18 protein-coding genes are annotated in these 16,826 nt (G+C 70.1%); 12 read left to right on the forward strand and 6 right to left on the reverse strand.

Annotated features, from left to right (window positions below; translation table 11 throughout):
* Entirely contained in the window at positions 1-627 is a 627-nt protein-coding gene (locus tag EGT29_RS21700; RefSeq protein WP_124690933.1) for an aminotransferase class IV, read from the forward strand.
* Positions 628-673: 46 nt separating this feature from the next.
* Here EGT29_RS21700 and EGT29_RS21705 read toward each other — a convergent pair whose 3' ends face one another.
* On the reverse strand, positions 674-1,483 hold the full coding sequence (locus EGT29_RS21705; protein ID WP_124690934.1) for a ThiF family adenylyltransferase: 810 nt from the start codon (positions 1,481-1,483) through the stop codon (positions 674-676).
* A 187-nt stretch (positions 1,484-1,670) separates the two neighbouring features.
* On the opposite strand from EGT29_RS21705, the gene EGT29_RS21710 reads away from it, so the two are divergent.
* The 6 genes from EGT29_RS21710 (at position 1,671) to EGT29_RS21735 (ending at position 6,696) form a co-directional block, all read left to right on the forward strand.
* Positions 1,671-2,903: an MFS transporter gene (locus EGT29_RS21710; protein ID WP_238160163.1), complete on the forward strand. Its 1,233-nt coding sequence runs from the start codon at positions 1,671-1,673 to the stop codon at positions 2,901-2,903.
* A gap of 1 nt (position 2,904) precedes the next feature.
* Positions 2,905-3,549 (forward strand): gamma-glutamylcyclotransferase, encoded by a 645-nt coding sequence (locus EGT29_RS21715; protein ID WP_124690935.1) that lies wholly within the window; start codon positions 2,905-2,907, stop codon positions 3,547-3,549.
* 28 nt (positions 3,550-3,577) lie between these two features.
* The gene (gene pdxH / locus EGT29_RS21720; RefSeq protein WP_192901842.1) at positions 3,578-4,216 is read left to right on the forward strand and encodes a pyridoxamine 5'-phosphate oxidase; all 639 of its coding nucleotides are present in this window, start codon (positions 3,578-3,580) and stop codon (positions 4,214-4,216) included.
* 7 nt (positions 4,217-4,223) lie between these two features.
* On the forward strand, positions 4,224-5,309 hold the full coding sequence (locus tag EGT29_RS21725; protein ID WP_124690937.1) for a DUF72 domain-containing protein: 1,086 nt from the start codon (positions 4,224-4,226) through the stop codon (positions 5,307-5,309).
* Positions 5,310-5,374: 65 nt separating this feature from the next.
* Positions 5,375-5,890, forward strand: a complete 516-nt coding sequence (locus EGT29_RS21730; RefSeq protein ID WP_124690938.1) for a flavin reductase family protein — start codon at positions 5,375-5,377, stop codon at positions 5,888-5,890.
* A 23-nt stretch (positions 5,891-5,913) separates the two neighbouring features.
* Entirely contained in the window at positions 5,914-6,696 is a 783-nt protein-coding gene (locus tag EGT29_RS21735; RefSeq protein ID WP_124690939.1) for a hypothetical protein, read from the forward strand.
* Between the two features lies 1 nt (position 6,697).
* Here EGT29_RS21735 and EGT29_RS21740 read toward each other — a convergent pair whose 3' ends face one another.
* The 4 genes from EGT29_RS21740 to EGT29_RS21755 form a co-directional block, all read right to left on the reverse strand.
* On the reverse strand, positions 6,698-7,693 hold the full coding sequence (locus tag EGT29_RS21740; protein WP_124690940.1) for an L-threonylcarbamoyladenylate synthase: 996 nt from the start codon (positions 7,691-7,693) through the stop codon (positions 6,698-6,700).
* Between the two features lie 4 nt (positions 7,694-7,697).
* Positions 7,698-8,873: a 5-(carboxyamino)imidazole ribonucleotide synthase gene (locus EGT29_RS21745; protein WP_124690941.1), complete on the reverse strand. Its 1,176-nt coding sequence runs from the start codon at positions 8,871-8,873 to the stop codon at positions 7,698-7,700.
* The gene (gene purE / locus EGT29_RS21750; RefSeq protein ID WP_192901768.1) at positions 8,870-9,400 is read right to left on the reverse strand and encodes a 5-(carboxyamino)imidazole ribonucleotide mutase; all 531 of its coding nucleotides are present in this window, start codon (positions 9,398-9,400) and stop codon (positions 8,870-8,872) included. Before purE ends, EGT29_RS21745 begins: the two co-directional genes overlap by 4 nt.
* A gap of 122 nt (positions 9,401-9,522) precedes the next feature.
* Complete coding sequence (locus EGT29_RS21755; RefSeq protein WP_124690942.1) at positions 9,523-10,614, reverse strand: YeiH family protein; 1,092 nt, start codon at positions 10,612-10,614, stop codon at positions 9,523-9,525.
* 118 nt (positions 10,615-10,732) lie between these two features.
* On the opposite strand from EGT29_RS21755, the gene EGT29_RS21760 reads away from it, so the two are divergent.
* The gene (locus EGT29_RS21760; RefSeq protein ID WP_370283062.1) at positions 10,733-11,683 is read left to right on the forward strand and encodes a LysR family transcriptional regulator; all 951 of its coding nucleotides are present in this window, start codon (positions 10,733-10,735) and stop codon (positions 11,681-11,683) included.
* A 48-nt stretch (positions 11,684-11,731) separates the two neighbouring features.
* A complete protein-coding gene (gene trxA / locus EGT29_RS21765; protein ID WP_124690944.1) occupies positions 11,732-12,574 on the forward strand; it encodes a thioredoxin in 843 nt (280 codons plus the stop codon).
* Between the two features lie 274 nt (positions 12,575-12,848).
* Here trxA and EGT29_RS21770 read toward each other — a convergent pair whose 3' ends face one another.
* A complete protein-coding gene (locus tag EGT29_RS21770; protein WP_124690945.1) occupies positions 12,849-13,817 on the reverse strand; it encodes a tripartite tricarboxylate transporter substrate binding protein in 969 nt (322 codons plus the stop codon).
* A gap of 150 nt (positions 13,818-13,967) precedes the next feature.
* On the opposite strand from EGT29_RS21770, the gene EGT29_RS21775 reads away from it, so the two are divergent.
* Genes EGT29_RS21775 through EGT29_RS21785 form a run of 3 tightly spaced genes read left to right on the forward strand, consistent with a single transcriptional unit; the run spans position 13,968 to position 16,790 of the window.
* Positions 13,968-14,960 (forward strand): PhnD/SsuA/transferrin family substrate-binding protein, encoded by a 993-nt coding sequence (locus EGT29_RS21775; protein ID WP_124690946.1) that lies wholly within the window; start codon positions 13,968-13,970, stop codon positions 14,958-14,960.
* Positions 14,961-14,969: 9 nt separating this feature from the next.
* Positions 14,970-15,908, forward strand: a complete 939-nt coding sequence (locus tag EGT29_RS21780; RefSeq protein ID WP_124690947.1) for a 3-carboxyethylcatechol 2,3-dioxygenase — start codon at positions 14,970-14,972, stop codon at positions 15,906-15,908.
* A gap of 33 nt (positions 15,909-15,941) precedes the next feature.
* Complete coding sequence (locus EGT29_RS21785) at positions 15,942-16,790, forward strand: alpha/beta fold hydrolase (RefSeq protein ID WP_124690948.1); 849 nt, start codon at positions 15,942-15,944, stop codon at positions 16,788-16,790.
* Positions 16,791-16,826: the final 36 nt, after the last annotated feature.

Consider the following 16,826-nt stretch of genomic DNA (forward strand, 5'->3'; position numbering starts at 1 on the left):
ATGCGGCCGCAGTTGATCGAGACCATCCGGGTCGAGCACGACGGGCGCATGCCGCTGCTGCCCTGGCACCTGGAGCGGCTGGGTGCCTCGTGTTCGGAACTGGCCTACCACTGGTCGGTGGACGCGGTGCAGCGGGCCATCGCCCGGGCCGCCGCCACGCTGCCCGAAGGCGCCGGCCACCGCATGCGCGTGCTGGTCGCGGACAACGGCGCCGTCGAGGTCGAGACCTCGCCGCTGCCGCCGCTGCCGTCCCGCCCCCGCGTGGCGCTGGCCGCCGAGCGCCTGGATTCGGGCACGGCGCTGCTGCGCCACAAAACCACGTGGCGCCCCTGGTACGAAAGCGCGGCGGCCTGGCTGGCCGGCCACCCCGACCACTTCGACCTGCTGTACCTGAACGAGCGCGACGAACTGTGCGAGGGCAGCCGCACCAACGCCTATCTGCTGCTGGACGGGCGCTGGGTCACGCCGCCGGTGTCCTGCGGCCTGTTGCCCGGCGTGCAGCGCGCCGCGCTGCTGGACGAGGAAAAGGTGGAAGAAGCCGTGGTGACGCGCGCCGACCTTGGCCGTGCGCGGGGGCTGCGGCTGTCCAACGCCCTGCGCGGCTGGTTCGACGTGGTCCTGGACTAGGGCCTGTTCCCGCTAAAAGGAGCCTCGCACAGGCCGGGAATGGGCCCTAGCGTTCCGCCGGAAACACCACCCGCAGCACCTCATGCGCCGCCGCCAGCCCCATGGCGGCGGTCACCGTGACCGCCGACCCGTAGCCCGCGCAGGACAGGCCCTGCGGCGCCCCGGCCGGCGCGTCCACGTCCTGGGTCCAGGCCGCCGGCAGCCGGGCGGGCTGGTCCACCCACAGGGCGCGTACCTTCATCTTGGGCACCCGGCGCGCCGGCTTGCCCGCGGCGGTCGATGCCTTGGGATAGCCGTGCTGGCGCCGGAGCTGGTTGCGGATCTTGGCCAGCAGCGCGTCGTTGACGGCTTCCGACAGATCGCCCGCGCGCAGCGCCAGCGGGTCCGTCTTGCCGCCCGCCCCGCCGCACACCACCAGCGGCGCACCGCTGCGCCTGACATGCAGGATCATCGCGATCTTGGCCGACACCTGGTCGGTGCAGTCCAGCACCACGCTGGCCTCGTCGGCCAGCAGCCGCGCGGCATTGCCGGGCTCGAGGAAATCGTCGACCAGGTTCAGCACGCACCGCGGGGAGATGTCGCGGATGCGGTCGGCCATGGCCTCGACCTTGGACTGCCCCAGCGTGCGGCCCAGGGCGTGGACCTGGCGGTTGATGTTGGATTCGGCGATGTGGTCCAGGTCGATCAGCGTCAGCGTGCCGATGCCGCTGCGGGCCAGCGCCTCGGCCGCCCACGATCCCACTCCGCCCAGCCCCACCACGGTGGCGCGCGCCGCGCGCAACGCGTCCAGGGCGCCCGCCCCGTACAGGCGGTCCAGCCCGCCGAAGCGGCGCTCGGTGTCGAGGTCGCAGCTCATGACGGGAACTCCGGGAGGGAAAGACGAGAAGACATGGAAACAGCCTGCCAGCGGCCGGAACGAAGACGGCTCCGATGTTAGCAGCCCGCCGGGCCGCCCTCTTCCCCGGCCCCCGGGGGTAGAATGGACCCCGCCATAAGAAACCGCCGCGAGACCACGGCGACATTTTTCCCGTTCGCTCCCCACCTTGCCTGCACCCACGCCGCGCCAGGACGCCCCCGCCCCCGAGCAGCCGCACGACGCGCCGCTCGACGACCGCGGTGTCGCCGTCTTCTGCACGCTGGCGATCCTGAGCCACATGGCGCTGACCGGCGGCCGGGTGACCGTCTCGCTGGGCGCGCTGGCGCAGGGTGCCTCCAGCTTCACGGTGGGCGTGCTGATGGCGCTGTTCGCGCTGGTCCCCATGCTGCTGTCGGTCCACACCGGCCGCTGGGTCGATCACATCGGCGCGCGGCGCCCGCTGCGCATAGGCGTGAGCCTGCTGATCGCGGGCAACCTGCTGCCCTTCATCGTGCCCGATACGCAGGTGCTGTTCCTGTCCAGCTGCCTGACCGGCATAGGCTGCATGGTGTGCCAGATCGCGGTGCAGAACGTCATGGGCATCCATGCCACGCCCGACCGGCGCATCCTGAATTTCTCGCGGCTGTCCCTGTCACTGTCGATCTCGGGCTTCGGCGGCCCGCTGGTGGCCGGCCTGTCCATCGACCACCTGGGCGTGCGCTGGGCCTTCGGCGTGCTGCTGCTGTGCCAGCTGGGCGCCCTGGGATTGCTGCTGCGGCAGCAGCACCGGCTGCCGCGCGCCGCCAGCAACACCCGGCCCGCTTCGCGCGAACAGGTCAGCGACCTGCTGGCCAGCCCCATCCTGCGCCGCGTGCTGGTCGCCACGGCCCTGCTGTCGGGCGCCTGGGACCTGAACTCTTTCATGGTGCCCATCTTCGGCGCCTCGATCGGCCTGTCGGCCACGACCATAGGCGTCATCCTGTCGGCCTTCGCCGTGGCCACCTTCGTCATCCGCATGCTGCTGCCGTGGATACAGCGGCGCCTGGCGCCCTGGACCCTGCTGCGCACCGCCATGTTCACCGCCAGCGCGGTCTACGTGCTGTATCCGTTCTTCCGCGACGTCCCCATCCTGATCATGCTGGCCTTCCTGCTGGGCCTGGCGCTGGGCAGCGGCCAGCCGAGCCTGCTGGCGCTGCTGCACGCGCACGCGCCGCCCGGCCGCGCCGCCGAGGCGCTGGGGCTGCGCATGGCGACCATCAACGGCGGCCAGTTCGTGCTGCCGCTGGCCTTCGGCAGCCTGAGCGCGCTGGCCGGCCTGGGACTGCCCTTCTGGACCGTGGCGGCCTGCCTGCTGGCGGGCGGCATCTTCAACCGCGCGCCCAAGCGGCCCGTGGCCGCGCGGCGCAGCGAGGCCAACTGACGTGTCCACCGATACGTTCCCGCCCGAATACCACCCGCTGCTGCTTACCGAAGCCCAGCGCCAGGCGTCCATCGACGCGGCCTTGAGCGCCTGGCGCCCGCGCGACGACGTCTGGGTGTACGCCTATGGCTCGCTCATCTGGAATGCCGGCTTTCCCTTGCAGGAACGGCGCCAGGCGGTCGTGCGCGGCTACCACCGTTCGCTGTGCCTGTGGTCGCGCATCAATCGCGGCACGTTGTCCGCGCCGGGACTGGTGTTCGGCCTGAACCGGGGCGGCAGTTGCCGCGGCTTCGCGCTGCGCATCGCCGCCGCCGACGTCCGGCCCGTCTTCGCCACCCTTTGGGAACGCGAAATGATGATGGGCTCCTACCTGCCCCGCTGGCTGCGCTGCCAGACCACCCAGGGCCCCGTCGACGCGCTGGCCTTCGTGATCGACCGGCGCGGCACGGGCTATGCCGGCGGCCTGCGGGAAACCGAACTGCTGGCGGCGATCCGCCAGGGCCACGGCCGCTACGGCGCCTGCGTGGACTACGTGCTGGACACCGCGCGGGCGCTGCGCACCCACGGAATACGCGACCGCGCGCTCGAACGCCTCGCGCAATGCCTGGCCGCCACGGGCGGGGACGACGGCGGCAACCCGGTATAGTGAGGGCTGGAGTCCTTTCTTTCCGCCGATCATGTCCATCGCCGACATCCGCCAGATCTACCAGCAGGGCGCCTTGCTGGAAGCCGACGCCCCCGCCTCGCCGTTCGAATTGTTCGGAGCCTGGTTCGGCCGCGCCGTCGCCGACAAGCTGCCCGACCCCAACGCCATGGCGCTGGCCACCGTGGACGAACGCGGCCGCCCGGCCGCGCGTACGGTGCTGCTCAAGGGCTACGACGAACGCGGCTTCGTGTTCTACACCAACTACCGGTCTCGCAAGGGGCGAGACCTGGCTCATCTGCCCTATGCCAGCCTGCTGTTCTTCTGGCCCTTGCACGAACGGCAGATCCGCATCGAAGGCCGCGTGGAACTGGCCTCGGACCAGGAATCGGACACCTATTTCCACAGCCGGCCGCTGGCCTCGCGCATCGGGGCCTGGGCCTCGGACCAGAGCACCGAGATTCCCGACCGCGACGTGCTGCGGGCGCGCGAAGCCCAGTTGCTGGCCGAGCTGGGCGAGCATCCCCCCCGCCCCGCGCACTGGGGCGGATACCGCGTCGTGCCCGACGCCGTCGAATTCTGGCAGGGCCGGCCGTCCCGCCTGCACGACCGCCTGCTCTATCGCCCCCGGTCCGAAGGGGGCTGGCACATCGTGCGCCTGGCGCCATGACCGCCGCATGATCCCGCAGGACCCGTCTTCCGATCCGGACGAGCCGGCGGACGGCGAGGACGGCGCACAGCGCTCGTTCTTCGGCGACGCGCCCGCCCCGAAGCCGGCCAAGGCCAAGAGCCGGGCCAAGACGATCCCGGCCGCCGAGCACCCCGACGCGCTGCGGCAGTTGGGCGCCGCGATGCCCGGGCAGTTGCACCTGGGCACCTCGTCGTGGGCCTTCGCCGGCTGGAACGGCATCGTCTACGGCGCCAAGGCCAGCGAATCGCTGCTGTCGCGCGAGGGCCTGCCCGCGTATTCCTCGCACCCCCTGCTCAACAGCGTCAGCCTGGACCGCACCTTCTACGCGCCCTTGACCGCCGAGCAGTACGCCCATTACGCGCACCAGGTGCCCGTGGGCTTTCGTTTCGTCGTCAAGGCGCCCAACCTGGTAACCGATGCCGTGCTTCGCGACGATCGTGGCGCGCCGTCCGGGCCCAACCCCAGTTTCCTGGATCCGGTGCTGGCCACCGACCATTTCGTCACGCCCTGCCTGGAAGGCCTGGGCACCAAGGCGGGCCCGCTGGTATTCCAGTTCTCTCCGCTGCCGCCCGAGATCCTGGGCGACCCCGCCGGCTGGGTTGCCCGCCTGTCGGCCTTCCTGGCCGCGCTGCCGCCGCTGCCTGCCTCGCAGGGCCATGAACGCCCCTTCTACGCGGTGGAGTTCCGCGACCCGCAAGCGGTCACGCCGCGCATGATGAAGATGCTGGCGGAACGCGGCGTGCGCTACTGCGTGGCCATCCATGCGCGGATGCCGTCGGCGGCGCGCCAGATGCAAGCCGTGGCCGCGACCGGCCCCGGGCCACTGGTGGTGCGCTGGAGCCTGCTGGCGGGCCAGCGCTACGAAGCAGCCAAGGCACGCTTCTCGCCTTTCGACAAGATCCAGGTCCAGGACCCCGAGACACGGCGGGTCCTGGCCGAGGCCGCGCTGGCCGCCCACGCATCGGGCCAGCCGGCCTGGATCGTGGCCAACAACAAGGCCGAGGGCAGCGCCCCCCTGACGCTCGAGCTCCTGGCAAGGGAAATCGCGACACGCTCCGCGCCTCCCGGATAGAATGAGGGTTTACAGCAACATCAGCCACGCCACCCGCACCCTGGGTGCGTCAGCCCTCCCCCTGGATGCCCGCAGCTCTTCCGGATTTCGACTCCACCGCCTTCCGCTCCGCCCTGGGCCGCTTCGCCACCGGCGTGACGGTCGTCACCGCCATGGGCGCCGACGGACATCCCGTCGGCCTGACGGTCAGTTCGTTCAATTCGGTGTCGCTGTCCCCGCCTCTGGTGTTGTGGAGCCTGTCGCTCACTTCCGGATCCCTGCCGGTGCTCGAAGCGGCCAGCCACTACGCGGTGAACGTGCTGGCGGCCGACCAGATCGACGTCGCCCGGCGCTTCGCCACGCGCGGCCATCCGGCCGAGCGCTTCGCGCACGTCACCTGGCGGCCCAGCCGCCACGGCGCCCCGCTGATCGACGGCTGCACGGCCTGGTTCGAATGCTATAACCGCAGCAGGTATCGCGAAGGCGACCACTGCATCTTCGTCGGTGAAGTCGAGCACTGCGGCCACACCGACGCCATGCCGCTGGTGTTCCATGCCGGCGGCTTCGACCTGACACCGCAGCGGCCGCGCAAGGCCCCCTGAACCCCTTACCCGCCAGGCTTCCCATGCATCGTCGCACCGTCCTCGCCCTGCTCTGCGCCCTGTCCCTGACCGCCTGCAACGGCTATTTCGGCTCGGGCGGCGACGGCGATGGCGGAAGCGGAGACGGCGGGAGCAACAGCGACGCGCAGGGCATCTGGACCGGCAACCTCACCAGCGACACCTTGTCGCTCAGCATGCTGGTCACGCCCAGCAACGAACTGTGGGCCATGTCCTGGAGCGAGGGCTTCAGCCAGGTCCGGCGCATGACCCGCGGCACCGGATCCCTGAACGGCAAGGCCTTCACCGGCACAGGCAAGACCTTCGGCACCGGCGACACCACGGTCGAGACGGCCAACCTGACCGGCACGGTCACCAGCGCGGCCAGCTTCGACGGGAACCTGGGCCAGAACGTGACCTTCTCCTCCAGTTTCAGCAGCCAGTACAACGACGCCTTCGACCTGGCCAACTACGCCGGCACATGGACTGGCCGCGACAGCATCAGCAGCTCGTCCGTGACATTCACCATCCAGTCCAACGGCGATTTTTCGGCCAACTCGCAGGTCAGCGGCAGACCGGACACGTGCAGCATCAATGGCAAGCTGGCCAAGGCCTCGTCGGGCAAGAACTACGCGACCACGACCTTCTCGTTCGGCAGCGCCACGAACTGCCTGAGCCAGCACGCGGGCGCCAGCATGCAGGGCGTGGCGATGCGGTTGACGGAAAAGGACAAGCAGCCGCTGCTGCTGATCATGGCCACCAACAGCGGCCAGTCGGCGGGCTGGTTCGCCTACGCGCGCAAGCAGTAGCTCAGGCCTCGCCCGACCCCACGGCCGCCCGCCCCAGGCGGTCGCGCACCGCCGTCCAGGCAGGCGCGCCGGGCGGCTGTTCGAACAGCAGGACATCCACTCCCTTGCCGTCCAATTCGCGCAAGGTCGCGTACAGCGACTGCGCGTAGCGCTCCGGATCGGCGGGCGCCTCCAGCCAGCAGGCGGCACCGCCCGGATCCTGCCGCGACCATACCCCCACCGAGCGGCCGCGCGCCGCCTCGGCGGCGATCTCGCCCGCCAGCCGGCCGGCATCGACCAGCCTGAGCGGCGTGCGCGGCGCATAGTGCGCCGACAGCGATCCCGATACGCGCGGCACCGGGCGCTGCGCGTCCATCTGGGCCCGGGTCAGCACGGCGCTGCCCAGCACCTCGGACAGAGCCAGCGCCGAGACATGGCCCGGACGCAGCAGGATGGGAATCTGGGTGGAAACGTCGACGATGGTCGACTCGATGCCGACCTCGCACGGACCGCCGTCCAGCACCAGCGGCACCAAGTCGCCGAACTCGTCGGCCACGTGGGCCGCGGTGGTCGGGCTGACCCGGCCGAAGCGGTTGGCCGACGGCGCGGCCAGTCCGCCGTCGAAGGCGGCCAGCAGGGCCTGCGCGACGGGATGCGAGGGACAGCGCAGCCCCACCGTGTCCTGCCCGCCCGTCACGGCATCCAGCACGCCGGCGGCGCGCGGCAGGATCAGCGTCAGCGGCCCGGGCCAGAACGCGTCCATCAGCCGGCGGGCGACGTCGGGAACATTCGCGGCCCAGCGCGACAGGTCGGTGTCGGCCGCGACATGAACGATGACGGGATGGTCGTTGGGCCGGCCTTTCGCGGCGAAGATGCGCGCGACCGCCCCAGCGTCGGAGGCATCCGCGGCCAGGCCGTAGACCGTCTCGGTGGGCAGGCCCACCAGTTGCCCGGCCCGCAGCAGCGCCACCGCCTGCGCGATGGCGTCGGGCGTGGGCGGCAGGATGCGCGCGCTCATGCCGCTACGGATAGGCAATGCCCAGCGCCGCCGCCACCTGCGCGGCACTGCGCTCGGCCTGCGCCCGGTCGGTACCCAGGCAGGTCACGTGGCCCATCTTGCGGCCGCGCCGCGCCTCGGCCTTGCCATACAGGTGCAGCTTGGCGCCGGTCGCCTGCAAGGCCCGGCTCCAGGCCGGCTCGGCGGCCTGTTCGCCCGCCTGGAACCAGATGTCGCCCAGGATGTTGAGCATGACCGAGGCGGCCAGCGGATCGGACGACCCCAGCGGCTGGCCTGCCAGCACCCGCGCCTGCTGTTCGAACTGGCTGGTGACGCAGGCATCGATGCTGTAGTGGCCGCTGTTGTGCGGCCGCGGCGCGATTTCGTTGACGATCAGGCGCTCGCCCGGCAGCACGAAGAACTCCACGCACAGCACGCCGCAATACTCCAGCCCGGCCGCGACCTGCAGCGCCGCGGCGCGGGCGCGGCGCACGATGTCCTCGGAGGCGCGCGGCGACGGCACGGTCGAGATCGCCAGGATGCCGTCGCGATGCACGTTCTCGGAGACGGGATAGGTCACCACTTCGCCGTCGAAGCCGCGCGCGACCACGACGGAAATCTCGAACTCCAGCGGCAGCCGGGCCTCGAGCACGCAGGGCACGTTGCCGAACGAGGCGAACGCGGCGCGGGCCTGCTCGGCCGACTCGACCCGGGCCTGGCCCTTGCCGTCGTAGCCCAGCCGCGCGGCCTTCAGGATGCCCGGATACAGCGAGGCGGAGGCCGCGGCGATGTCGGCCTCGGAGCGGATCTCGGCATAGGGCGCCACGGGCACGCCTATCGAGGCGATGTAGCCTTTCTCGGCGATGCGGTCCTGGGCGATGGCCACCGCGCCAGCGGCCGGGCTGACCTGGCAGCGCAAGGCCAGCTTCTCCAGGCTGGCCGCCGGGACGTTCTCGAATTCGGTCGTGACGGCGGAGCAGCGTTCGGCCAGCTGCGCCAGGCCGGTCTCGTCATCGTAGCCGGCACGGATGTGCAGGTCGGCCACCGCGCCGGCGGGACAATCGGCGATCGGATCCAGCACCGCCACGCGGTATCCCATGCTTTGCGCGGCATGGCAGAACATCCGCCCCAGCTGTCCGCCGCCCAGCAGCCCCAGCCAGCCGCCGGGCTGCACCACGCGCGCCTGCTTGTCCCCGCTCATGCCTGGCCTCCCGGGGGCAGCGCCATCGCGCGCGCGGCCTCGGTCTGGCGGGCGCGGAAGGCTTCGAGCTTCTTGCGCAGCGCCGGATCGGTACAGGCCAGGTTGGCCACCGCGTGCAGCGCCGCGTTGGCCGCGCCCGCCTCGCCGATGGCGAAGGTGGCCACCGGCACGCCCTTGGGCATCTGGACGATGGAAAGCAGGGAATCCTCGCCGCGCAGGTACTTGGACGGCACCGGCACGCCGAACACCGGCACCGGAGTCAGCGCCGCCAGCATGCCCGGCAGGTGGGCCGCGCCGCCGGCGCCCGCGATGATGGCGCGCAGGCCCCGGCGGGTGGCTTCGGCGCCGTACTCGACCATGTCGAGCGGCATGCGGTGGGCCGAGACCACGCGGGTTTCATGCGCCACGCCGAACTCGTCGAGCACGACGACGGCATGCTTCATGATCTCCCAGTCGCTGGAAGACCCCATGACGATGCCGATCTGCACCGCCCCGGAGGAAGAAGAGGAAGAAGGGGAACTGGACATGTGGGACCTTGCGGGCACCCGGCGTGCCGGGGCAGCGGGCGAGCGTCGAAAAGCGCGATTTTAACCCGCCACGGCATCGCCGCAGCGGGATGCCCGTCCCTGGGGCGATCCCGCGACAGGTCTTAGCCGATCAGCGCGTTCACCAGCGCTCCGCCCCCCACCAGCCAGACGAACAGCAGTCCGGCCAACAGCAGCGGACGCAGCCCGGCGCGGCGGATGGCGCCGACGTGGGTGGTCAGCCCCAGCGCGGCCATCGCGATGGCCAGCAGCAGAGTGTCGAAGTCGATCGCGGCCGACATCAGCCAGTCGGGGATGGCCACCAGCGAATTGAACACGACCATGGCGATGAAGCCCACGGCGAACCAGGGGATGCACAGGCCGCTGCCCTCGCCCTTGCCTTCGGCCTTGCCGCGCGCGCATTCCCAGGCCAGCCAGGCGGACAGCGCCAGCAGGAACGGGGCCAGCATCATGACCCGCACCATCTTGGCGATGACGGCGGTGTCGGCCGCCTCGGTTCCCACCGCGCGGGCCGCGGCGATGACCTGGGCCACCTCGTGCACCGTGGAACCGACGTAGACGCCGAAACCGTGGGTGCCGCCGGGGATCAGGCCCCACTGCTGGTTCAGCTCGTACAGGAAGGGGTAGAGGAACATCGACACCGTGCCGAACACCACCACGGTCGCGACCGCCACCGCGACCTGGTCGGCCTTGGCGCGCAGGACCGGCGCAGTGGCCATGACCGCGGCCGCGCCGCAGATGGAGCCGCCGGCGCCGATCAGCCAGGCCGAGGTCCGGTCGAGCTTGAACACCCGCGTGCCCACCAGCCATGCCAGGCCGAAGGTCGACAGCAGCATGACCGCGTCGATGGCCACGCCTGCGGCGCCGACGCCGCCTATGTCCTGCCAGGTCAGGCGCAGGCCATACAGGATGACGCCCGCGCGCAACAACGTCTGCTTGGCCACGCCCACCCCGACCGCGCTGGGCGCCGCGATGCGCGGATAGACGGTGTTGCCCACCAGCATGCCCAGCACGATGGCCAGCGTCAGCGCGCTGAACCCCCGGCTGGCGAAGAAATCCCACCCCGCCAGCCCCATCGCGGCGACCCCGATGGCCGCGGCCAGCAGGAGACCGGGGGCCGCCTGCCTGAAGAATCCGGCCTTGCCCTGGGAGGGCTGGCCGGCGGCGGCGACGTGGGTAGCAGACGAATTCGACATAAGCTAATAACTTCTGGAATGAATGCCCTCCACTCTAAGCAAGCCCTTCGATCCGTCAAAACGGTTTATTTTTGTATATTCAAACTGGAAAACTGGTAATTCGAGTTATATGGAAGCCTTGCGCCTGACCTTGCGCCAATTGCAGATATTCGCCGCCGTCGCCGACACCGGCAGCACCAGCGCCGCAGCCACGGCCGTGGCGCTGTCCCAGTCCGCCACCAGCGCGGCGCTGAACGACCTGGAGCGGGCCCTGGACATGGCCTTGTTCGACCGGGTGGGCAAGCGCCTGGTGCTCAACGACAATGGCCGGGAACTGCTGCCCCAGGCGCGCGAACTGCTGGACCGCGCCACCGCGATCGAACGCTGGGCCCGCGACGGCCAGGGCCACGTGGGCGGGCTGCGCATAGGCGCCAGCACCACCATCGGCAACTACGTGCTGCCCACCCTGCTGGCGGGCTTCCAGCGCGACCTGGCGGACAGCGGACAGCCGCAATGGACCGCCCACGTCGCCATCGCCAACACGCTGGCCATCGCCACGCAGGTGGTGAACTTCGAGCTGGACCTGGCCCTGGTCGAGGGGCCGTGCGAACAGCCCGAGCTGACCGTGGAACCCTGGCTGACCGACGAACTCGTGATCGTGGCCGGGGCGCGCGACCCCATCGTGCCGCCGACGGGCGGACGGATCTCCACCGCCCAGTTGCGCGCCGCCACGTGGCTGCTGCGCGAGGAAGGCTCCGGCACCCGCGAAACCATACGCGAAGCGCTGACCCCATACCTGCACCACATGAAATCGGGCATCGAGTTCGGCAACTCGGAAGCGATCAAGCGCGCCGCCGCGGGCGGACTGGGCATCACCTGCCTGTCGCGCTGGGTGGTCAGCGACATGCTGGCGACCGGCGAACTGGTCGAGCTGCCGACGGACCTGCCCCGCCTCGACCGCTCGTTCTACCTGATCTCCCACACGCGCAAGCTCGCCACGCCCGGCGTGCGGCGCCTGACGGCCTACCTGCGGGCCTTCGCGCACGATGCAGCCGCAACCGGAGACCCGGCCCGCCCTCGGGAAAAATGAAGCACAATCTCTGTTTGATTACTGCTTCATAGCCATAGGATTCCCGGTATGGATGTCACGCTCGCCAATTTCGAAGCCGAGGTCTTGCAGGCCTCGCGCGAAAAGCCGGTTCTGGTCGATTTCTGGGCCCCCTGGTGCGGCCCCTGCCGCTCGCTGACCCCCATCCTCGAAAAGCTCGAGCGCGACTACGGCGGCGCCTTCAAGCTGGTCAAGGTCAACGTCGACGAAAACCAGCAACTGGCCGCCCACTTCCAGGCGCGCAGCATTCCCCTGGTGGTCGCCATCCTGGATGGGCGCCCGGTCGACCAGTTCAACGGCGCGCTGCCGGAAGGCCAGGTCCGCGCCTTCATCGACCGCCTGCTGCCGCTGCCCCACGAGCAGGAACACCAGCAGGCCATGGCCGCCATGCAGGCCGGCGACGTCCCCACGGCCGAGAAACACCTGCGCGCGGCGCTGGTCCTGGACGCGGCCTACGATCCGGCGCGCATGGACTACGTCGAGCTGCTGCTGACCACCGGCCGGCCCGAAGACGCCAAGGCCCAGTTCGCGCTGCTGACGCCGCAGGCCAAGGCCGATCCCCACTACGCCAACCTGGAGACCGCCCTGAACGCGGTCGAACAGGCGCAGGACTCGCCCGAGGAAACCGAGCTGCTGGCCCGCATCCAGCAGAACCCCGGCGACCTGCAGGCGCGCCTGGACCTGGCCAACAAGCGCATCGCGCGCCGCGCCTGGGCCGGCGCGATGGACGAACTGCTGGAAATCGTCCAGCGCGACCGCGGCTTCCAGGAAGAAATCGGCCGCAAGACCCTGATCGCCGTCTTCGACATGGCCTCGGCCCAACCCGAGCTGGTCTCGCAGTACCGCCGCAAACTGTCGACGGTACTATTTTGACCCCCAGGGGAAGCCCACCCCCTACCCGCTGACGCGGGCCCCCTCAAGGGGGCGGCGCTGGCGGACCGGCAAAGCCGGATCCGCGGCGCCCTGGGTCTAGTGCCTGTTTCTTGGTACGCTACACCGTTGCTACCGCTGGCAGCCAGCGATAGCAACCGTGCTTCAGTCCAAGATCTTTTCCCTAGACCCAGGAAACCGCGGATCCGGCTTTGCCGGTCCGCCGGTTTCGCCCCCTGGGGGGCGCGCGTCAGCGCGTAGGGGGGGTCCTCTTCTTCTACTCGATTTTTATGCCGGTATCGGCCACGACCTTGCCCCAGCGCTGCGTTTCGTCGGCGACCAGCTTGCCCAGTTCGGCGGGCGAGGACGGGGCCGGGTCGGCATAGACGCCGGACAGTCTCTCTGCCACGGCGGGCTCGCGCAGCGCCGTCGCCACCATTTTCGACAATGCATCCACGGCGGCCTGAGGCGCGCCCTTGGGCGCGAACAGCGCGAACCAGCCGCCCGACTCCAGGCCCGACACGCCGGATTCAGCGAAGGTGGGAATGTCCGGCGCGAAGCGCGAACGCTGGGTGCCCGTCACGGCGATGGCCTTGATGCGGCCGTCCTTGAGCAGCGGCATGGCCGGCGGCAGGCCGGCCACCACCAGGTCCAGCTCGCCGCGCGCCAGCGCCGGCAAGGCCTCGGCGAAGCTGCGGCTGTACGGGATGTGCAGCAGCTTGAGCCCATAATTGTTCTGCAGGTAGGCGGCGGCCAGGTGCAGGTTGGTGCCGACGCCGGGCGTGCCATAGCGCAACTCCTTCTGCCTGGCCAGCGCAAGGAACTCCTGCGGATTCGAGGCCGGCAGCTTGGGGCTGGCCAGCAGCACGTTCTGGATACGGGCCAGCAGCGCGACGGGCGCGAAGTCCTTCTCCGGCTTGATGCGCCAGTCGGGATAGAGATGGGTCAGGATGCCGTGCGTGTCCTTGCCGCCCAGCAGCAGCGTGTAGCCGTCGGCCTTGGCATCGGCCACGGCTTCGGTGCCTATCTTGCCGCCGGCGCCCAGCTTGTTCTCGACCACGAAGGACTGGCCGGTCTGGCGCGACAGTTGTTCGCTCACGACGCGCGCGATCATGTCCGGCGCCGTGCCCGGTCCATAGGGCACGACCACGCGCACGGGCCGGTCGGGATAGGAAGGTTTCTGGGCCGCCGCGGACGCGCAGACGAACACGGCGGCAAGCGCGCAACGCGCGATGGATCGGTGCATGGAAGTCTCCTCGTATACGCATGCCTGTGTCTTTCGAATGGATGGTCCGGCATGCGCAGACTCGATGCTAAACCTCTAAAACTCAAAAATCTATACTTTTGATTTTTTGAGGTCTAGAATGGGCGCCGATGATCGAACCGCAGGAGCATCATGGCCCGCTTACCCATCACCATCGCCACCTGGGACTATGACCGGGTCCGTCCGCTGCTGGACGGCCGCGTCACCGTCGAAGGCTGCGAGGTCAACTACCTTCCCATGCCGGTGGAGGAATGTTTCCACCGCGCCTATTTCCACGGGGAGTTCGACGTCGCCGAGATCGGCTTCAGTCCCTTCCTGATCGCGCTGTCGCGCGGCATCGCGCCCTACGTCGCCCTGCCCGTCTTCCTGTCGCGCACCTTCCGCCACTCCGCCATCTACATCCGCAACGACCGCGGCATCGCCAGCGCGGCCGACCTGCGCGGCAAGCGCATCGGCCTGCCCGAGTACCAGATGTCCGCCGTGCTGTGGGTGCGGGGCTTCCTGAAGGACGAGTACGGCATCGAGGCCGCCGACATCGACTGGGTCCAGGGTGGCCTGGAACAGTATGGCCGCAAGGACAAGTTTCCGCTCAACCTCCCGCCGGGCTTCCCGCTGTCGAGCGCACCCGAAGGCCGCTCGCTGTCGAACCTGCTGGCCAGCGGTGAACTGGACGCCGTCATCTCCGCCCGCGCGCCGTCGTGCCTGCTCGATGGCCATCCCCGGGTCCAGCGCCTGTACCCCGACTACCGCGCGGTCGAGCAGGCGTACTACGCCCGCACCGGCCTGTTCCCCATCATGCACGCGCTGGGCGTGCGCCAGGATCTCGCCCAGGCGCATCCGTGGCTGCCCTCCAGCCTGTACAAGGCGTTCGCCCAGGCCAAGGAAATCGCCGAGCGCGACCTGCGCGAAGTCACCGCGCTGAAGATCGGGCTGCCGTGGGTGACCGCCGAACTGGAATCGACCGAGGCCGTCATGGGCCGGGATTTCTGGCCCTACGGCGTGGAAGCCAACCGCAAGACGCTGGCAGCGATGACGCGCTATTCGTACGAACAGGGGTTGGCCGTCCGCCAACTGGGCGTGGATGAACTGTTCGCGGCCAGCACGCTCGACCCCGTCCACATCTAGGAGCCGCCCATGCCCGCGCAACTGATCTGCTGCTCGCACAGTCCGCTCATGCTGGCCGACATCGAGGCGTCCGATCCCGAGGGCCAGCGCGCCTTCTTCGACGAAATGGAAACGGTCTCGCGCGAAGTCCATGCCTTCGCGCCCGACCTCGTGGTCAGCTTCGGCCCCGACCATTTCAACGGTTTCTTCTACGACTTGATGCCCGCGTTCTGCCTGGGCCTGGCGGCGCACGGCACGCGCGACTGGGGGCTGCCTGGCGGCCCGCTGCGCGTACCCACCGAACTGGCGCTGGAATGCGCCCGGGCGCTGCATCGCCAGGACCTGGACACCGCCATCTCCTACGACATGTGCGTGGACCACGGCAACGCCATCTCGCTGACGCAGCTGACCGGCGCGCTGGCGCGCTACGACGTGCTGCCCATCTTCCTGAACTGCGCCGCCGACCCGCGTCCGTCCATGCGCCGGTCGCGCCTGTTCGGCGAGGCCGTGGGCCGCTTCCTGGCCACGCGCGGCCTGCGCGTGACCATCATCGGCTCGGGCGGCCTGTCGCACGATCCCCCCACGCCGCGCCTGCGCCAGGTGCCGCATGACATCGCGCAACGGCTCGTGAAGCGGCATACCCCCACGGCCGAGGAGCTGGCCGCGCGCGAGGCCCGCGTGATCCAGGCCGGCCGCGACCTGGTCGTCGGCAAGGGCCCCTGCATGCCGCCCGACCGGAAATGGGACGAAGCCTTCATGGCCAAGCTGTGCGCCTACGACACCGAGGCCCTGGATGCCATCGACGATGCCGAGATCGACCGCCAGGGCGGCTTCGGCGGACACGAGATCCGGGCCTGGGTGGCCGCCGCGGCCGCCGCGCGCGCGATCGAGACGCATCCCATGCAGGTGCGCTACTACCGGATCATTCCCGAGTGGCTGACCGGCATGGGCATCGTCACCGCCGGCTGAAACACCGACCACGCATCGACCTGGACACCCCCCATGGCACCCATAGCCCATCGCACCGGCACCGCCCGCAGCGGCGACGTCGAAATCTTCTACCGCCGCTTCGGCGCGCCCGGCGCCACGCCGGTCCTCATCGCGCACGGCCTGTCGTATTTCTCGTACGACTGGACCGGCATCGCCGAGGCCCTGGCCACCGACCGCGAGGTGGTCGCCGTCGACCTGCGCGGCTTCGGCGACTCCACCCGCAGCCCCGACCGGCACTACGATCTGCGCGACTTCGCCGGCGACCTCGTCGCCGTGCTGGATCACCTGCAATGGCCGCGCGCCGTGCTGGCCGGCCACTCCATGGGCGGACGCATCTGCCTGTGCGCCGCGCACTGGTACCCCGAACGGGTGGCGGCGCTGGCCTGCCTGGACTTCGCGCCCGACGTGGCCGCCGCGGGCCGCCGCAACGTCGCCGTGCGCATCGGCAACCAGCCGGACGTATTCGCGTCCGTGGACGAAGCGCTGGCCTACCACGGGCTGCCCGCCGACCTGCCCGCGAACGCGCCCGCCAGGAAGCGCTACGAAGCCTTCCTGCAAGCCGTTCCCGGCGGCTACGAACTCAAGCGCGACCTGCATTTCCGCGACAGCTTCCGCCAGACCCTGCAGGGCAAGCCCGCCGCGCCGGGGCCGGACCTGTGGGCCATGGTCAGGGAACTGAAGGTGCCCGCGCTGTTCGTGCGCGGCAGCCGATCCGACATGTTCGAGGCGCCCACGCTGGACAAGCTGCGACTGGCCAACCCGCGCTGCCGCGCGGAAGAGATAGACGGCAGCCACGACCTGGCCGGCGACAACCCCGGGGACCTGGCGCGCGTGCTGCGCGGCTTCCTGCCCGCGGACTGAACCGGCCGCCGACCCGATACGACACGACAACAACGA

This window comes from Pigmentiphaga sp. H8, from assembly GCF_003854895.1.
In the GTDB taxonomy this organism is placed as follows: Bacteria; Pseudomonadota; Gammaproteobacteria; order Burkholderiales; family Burkholderiaceae_B; genus Pigmentiphaga.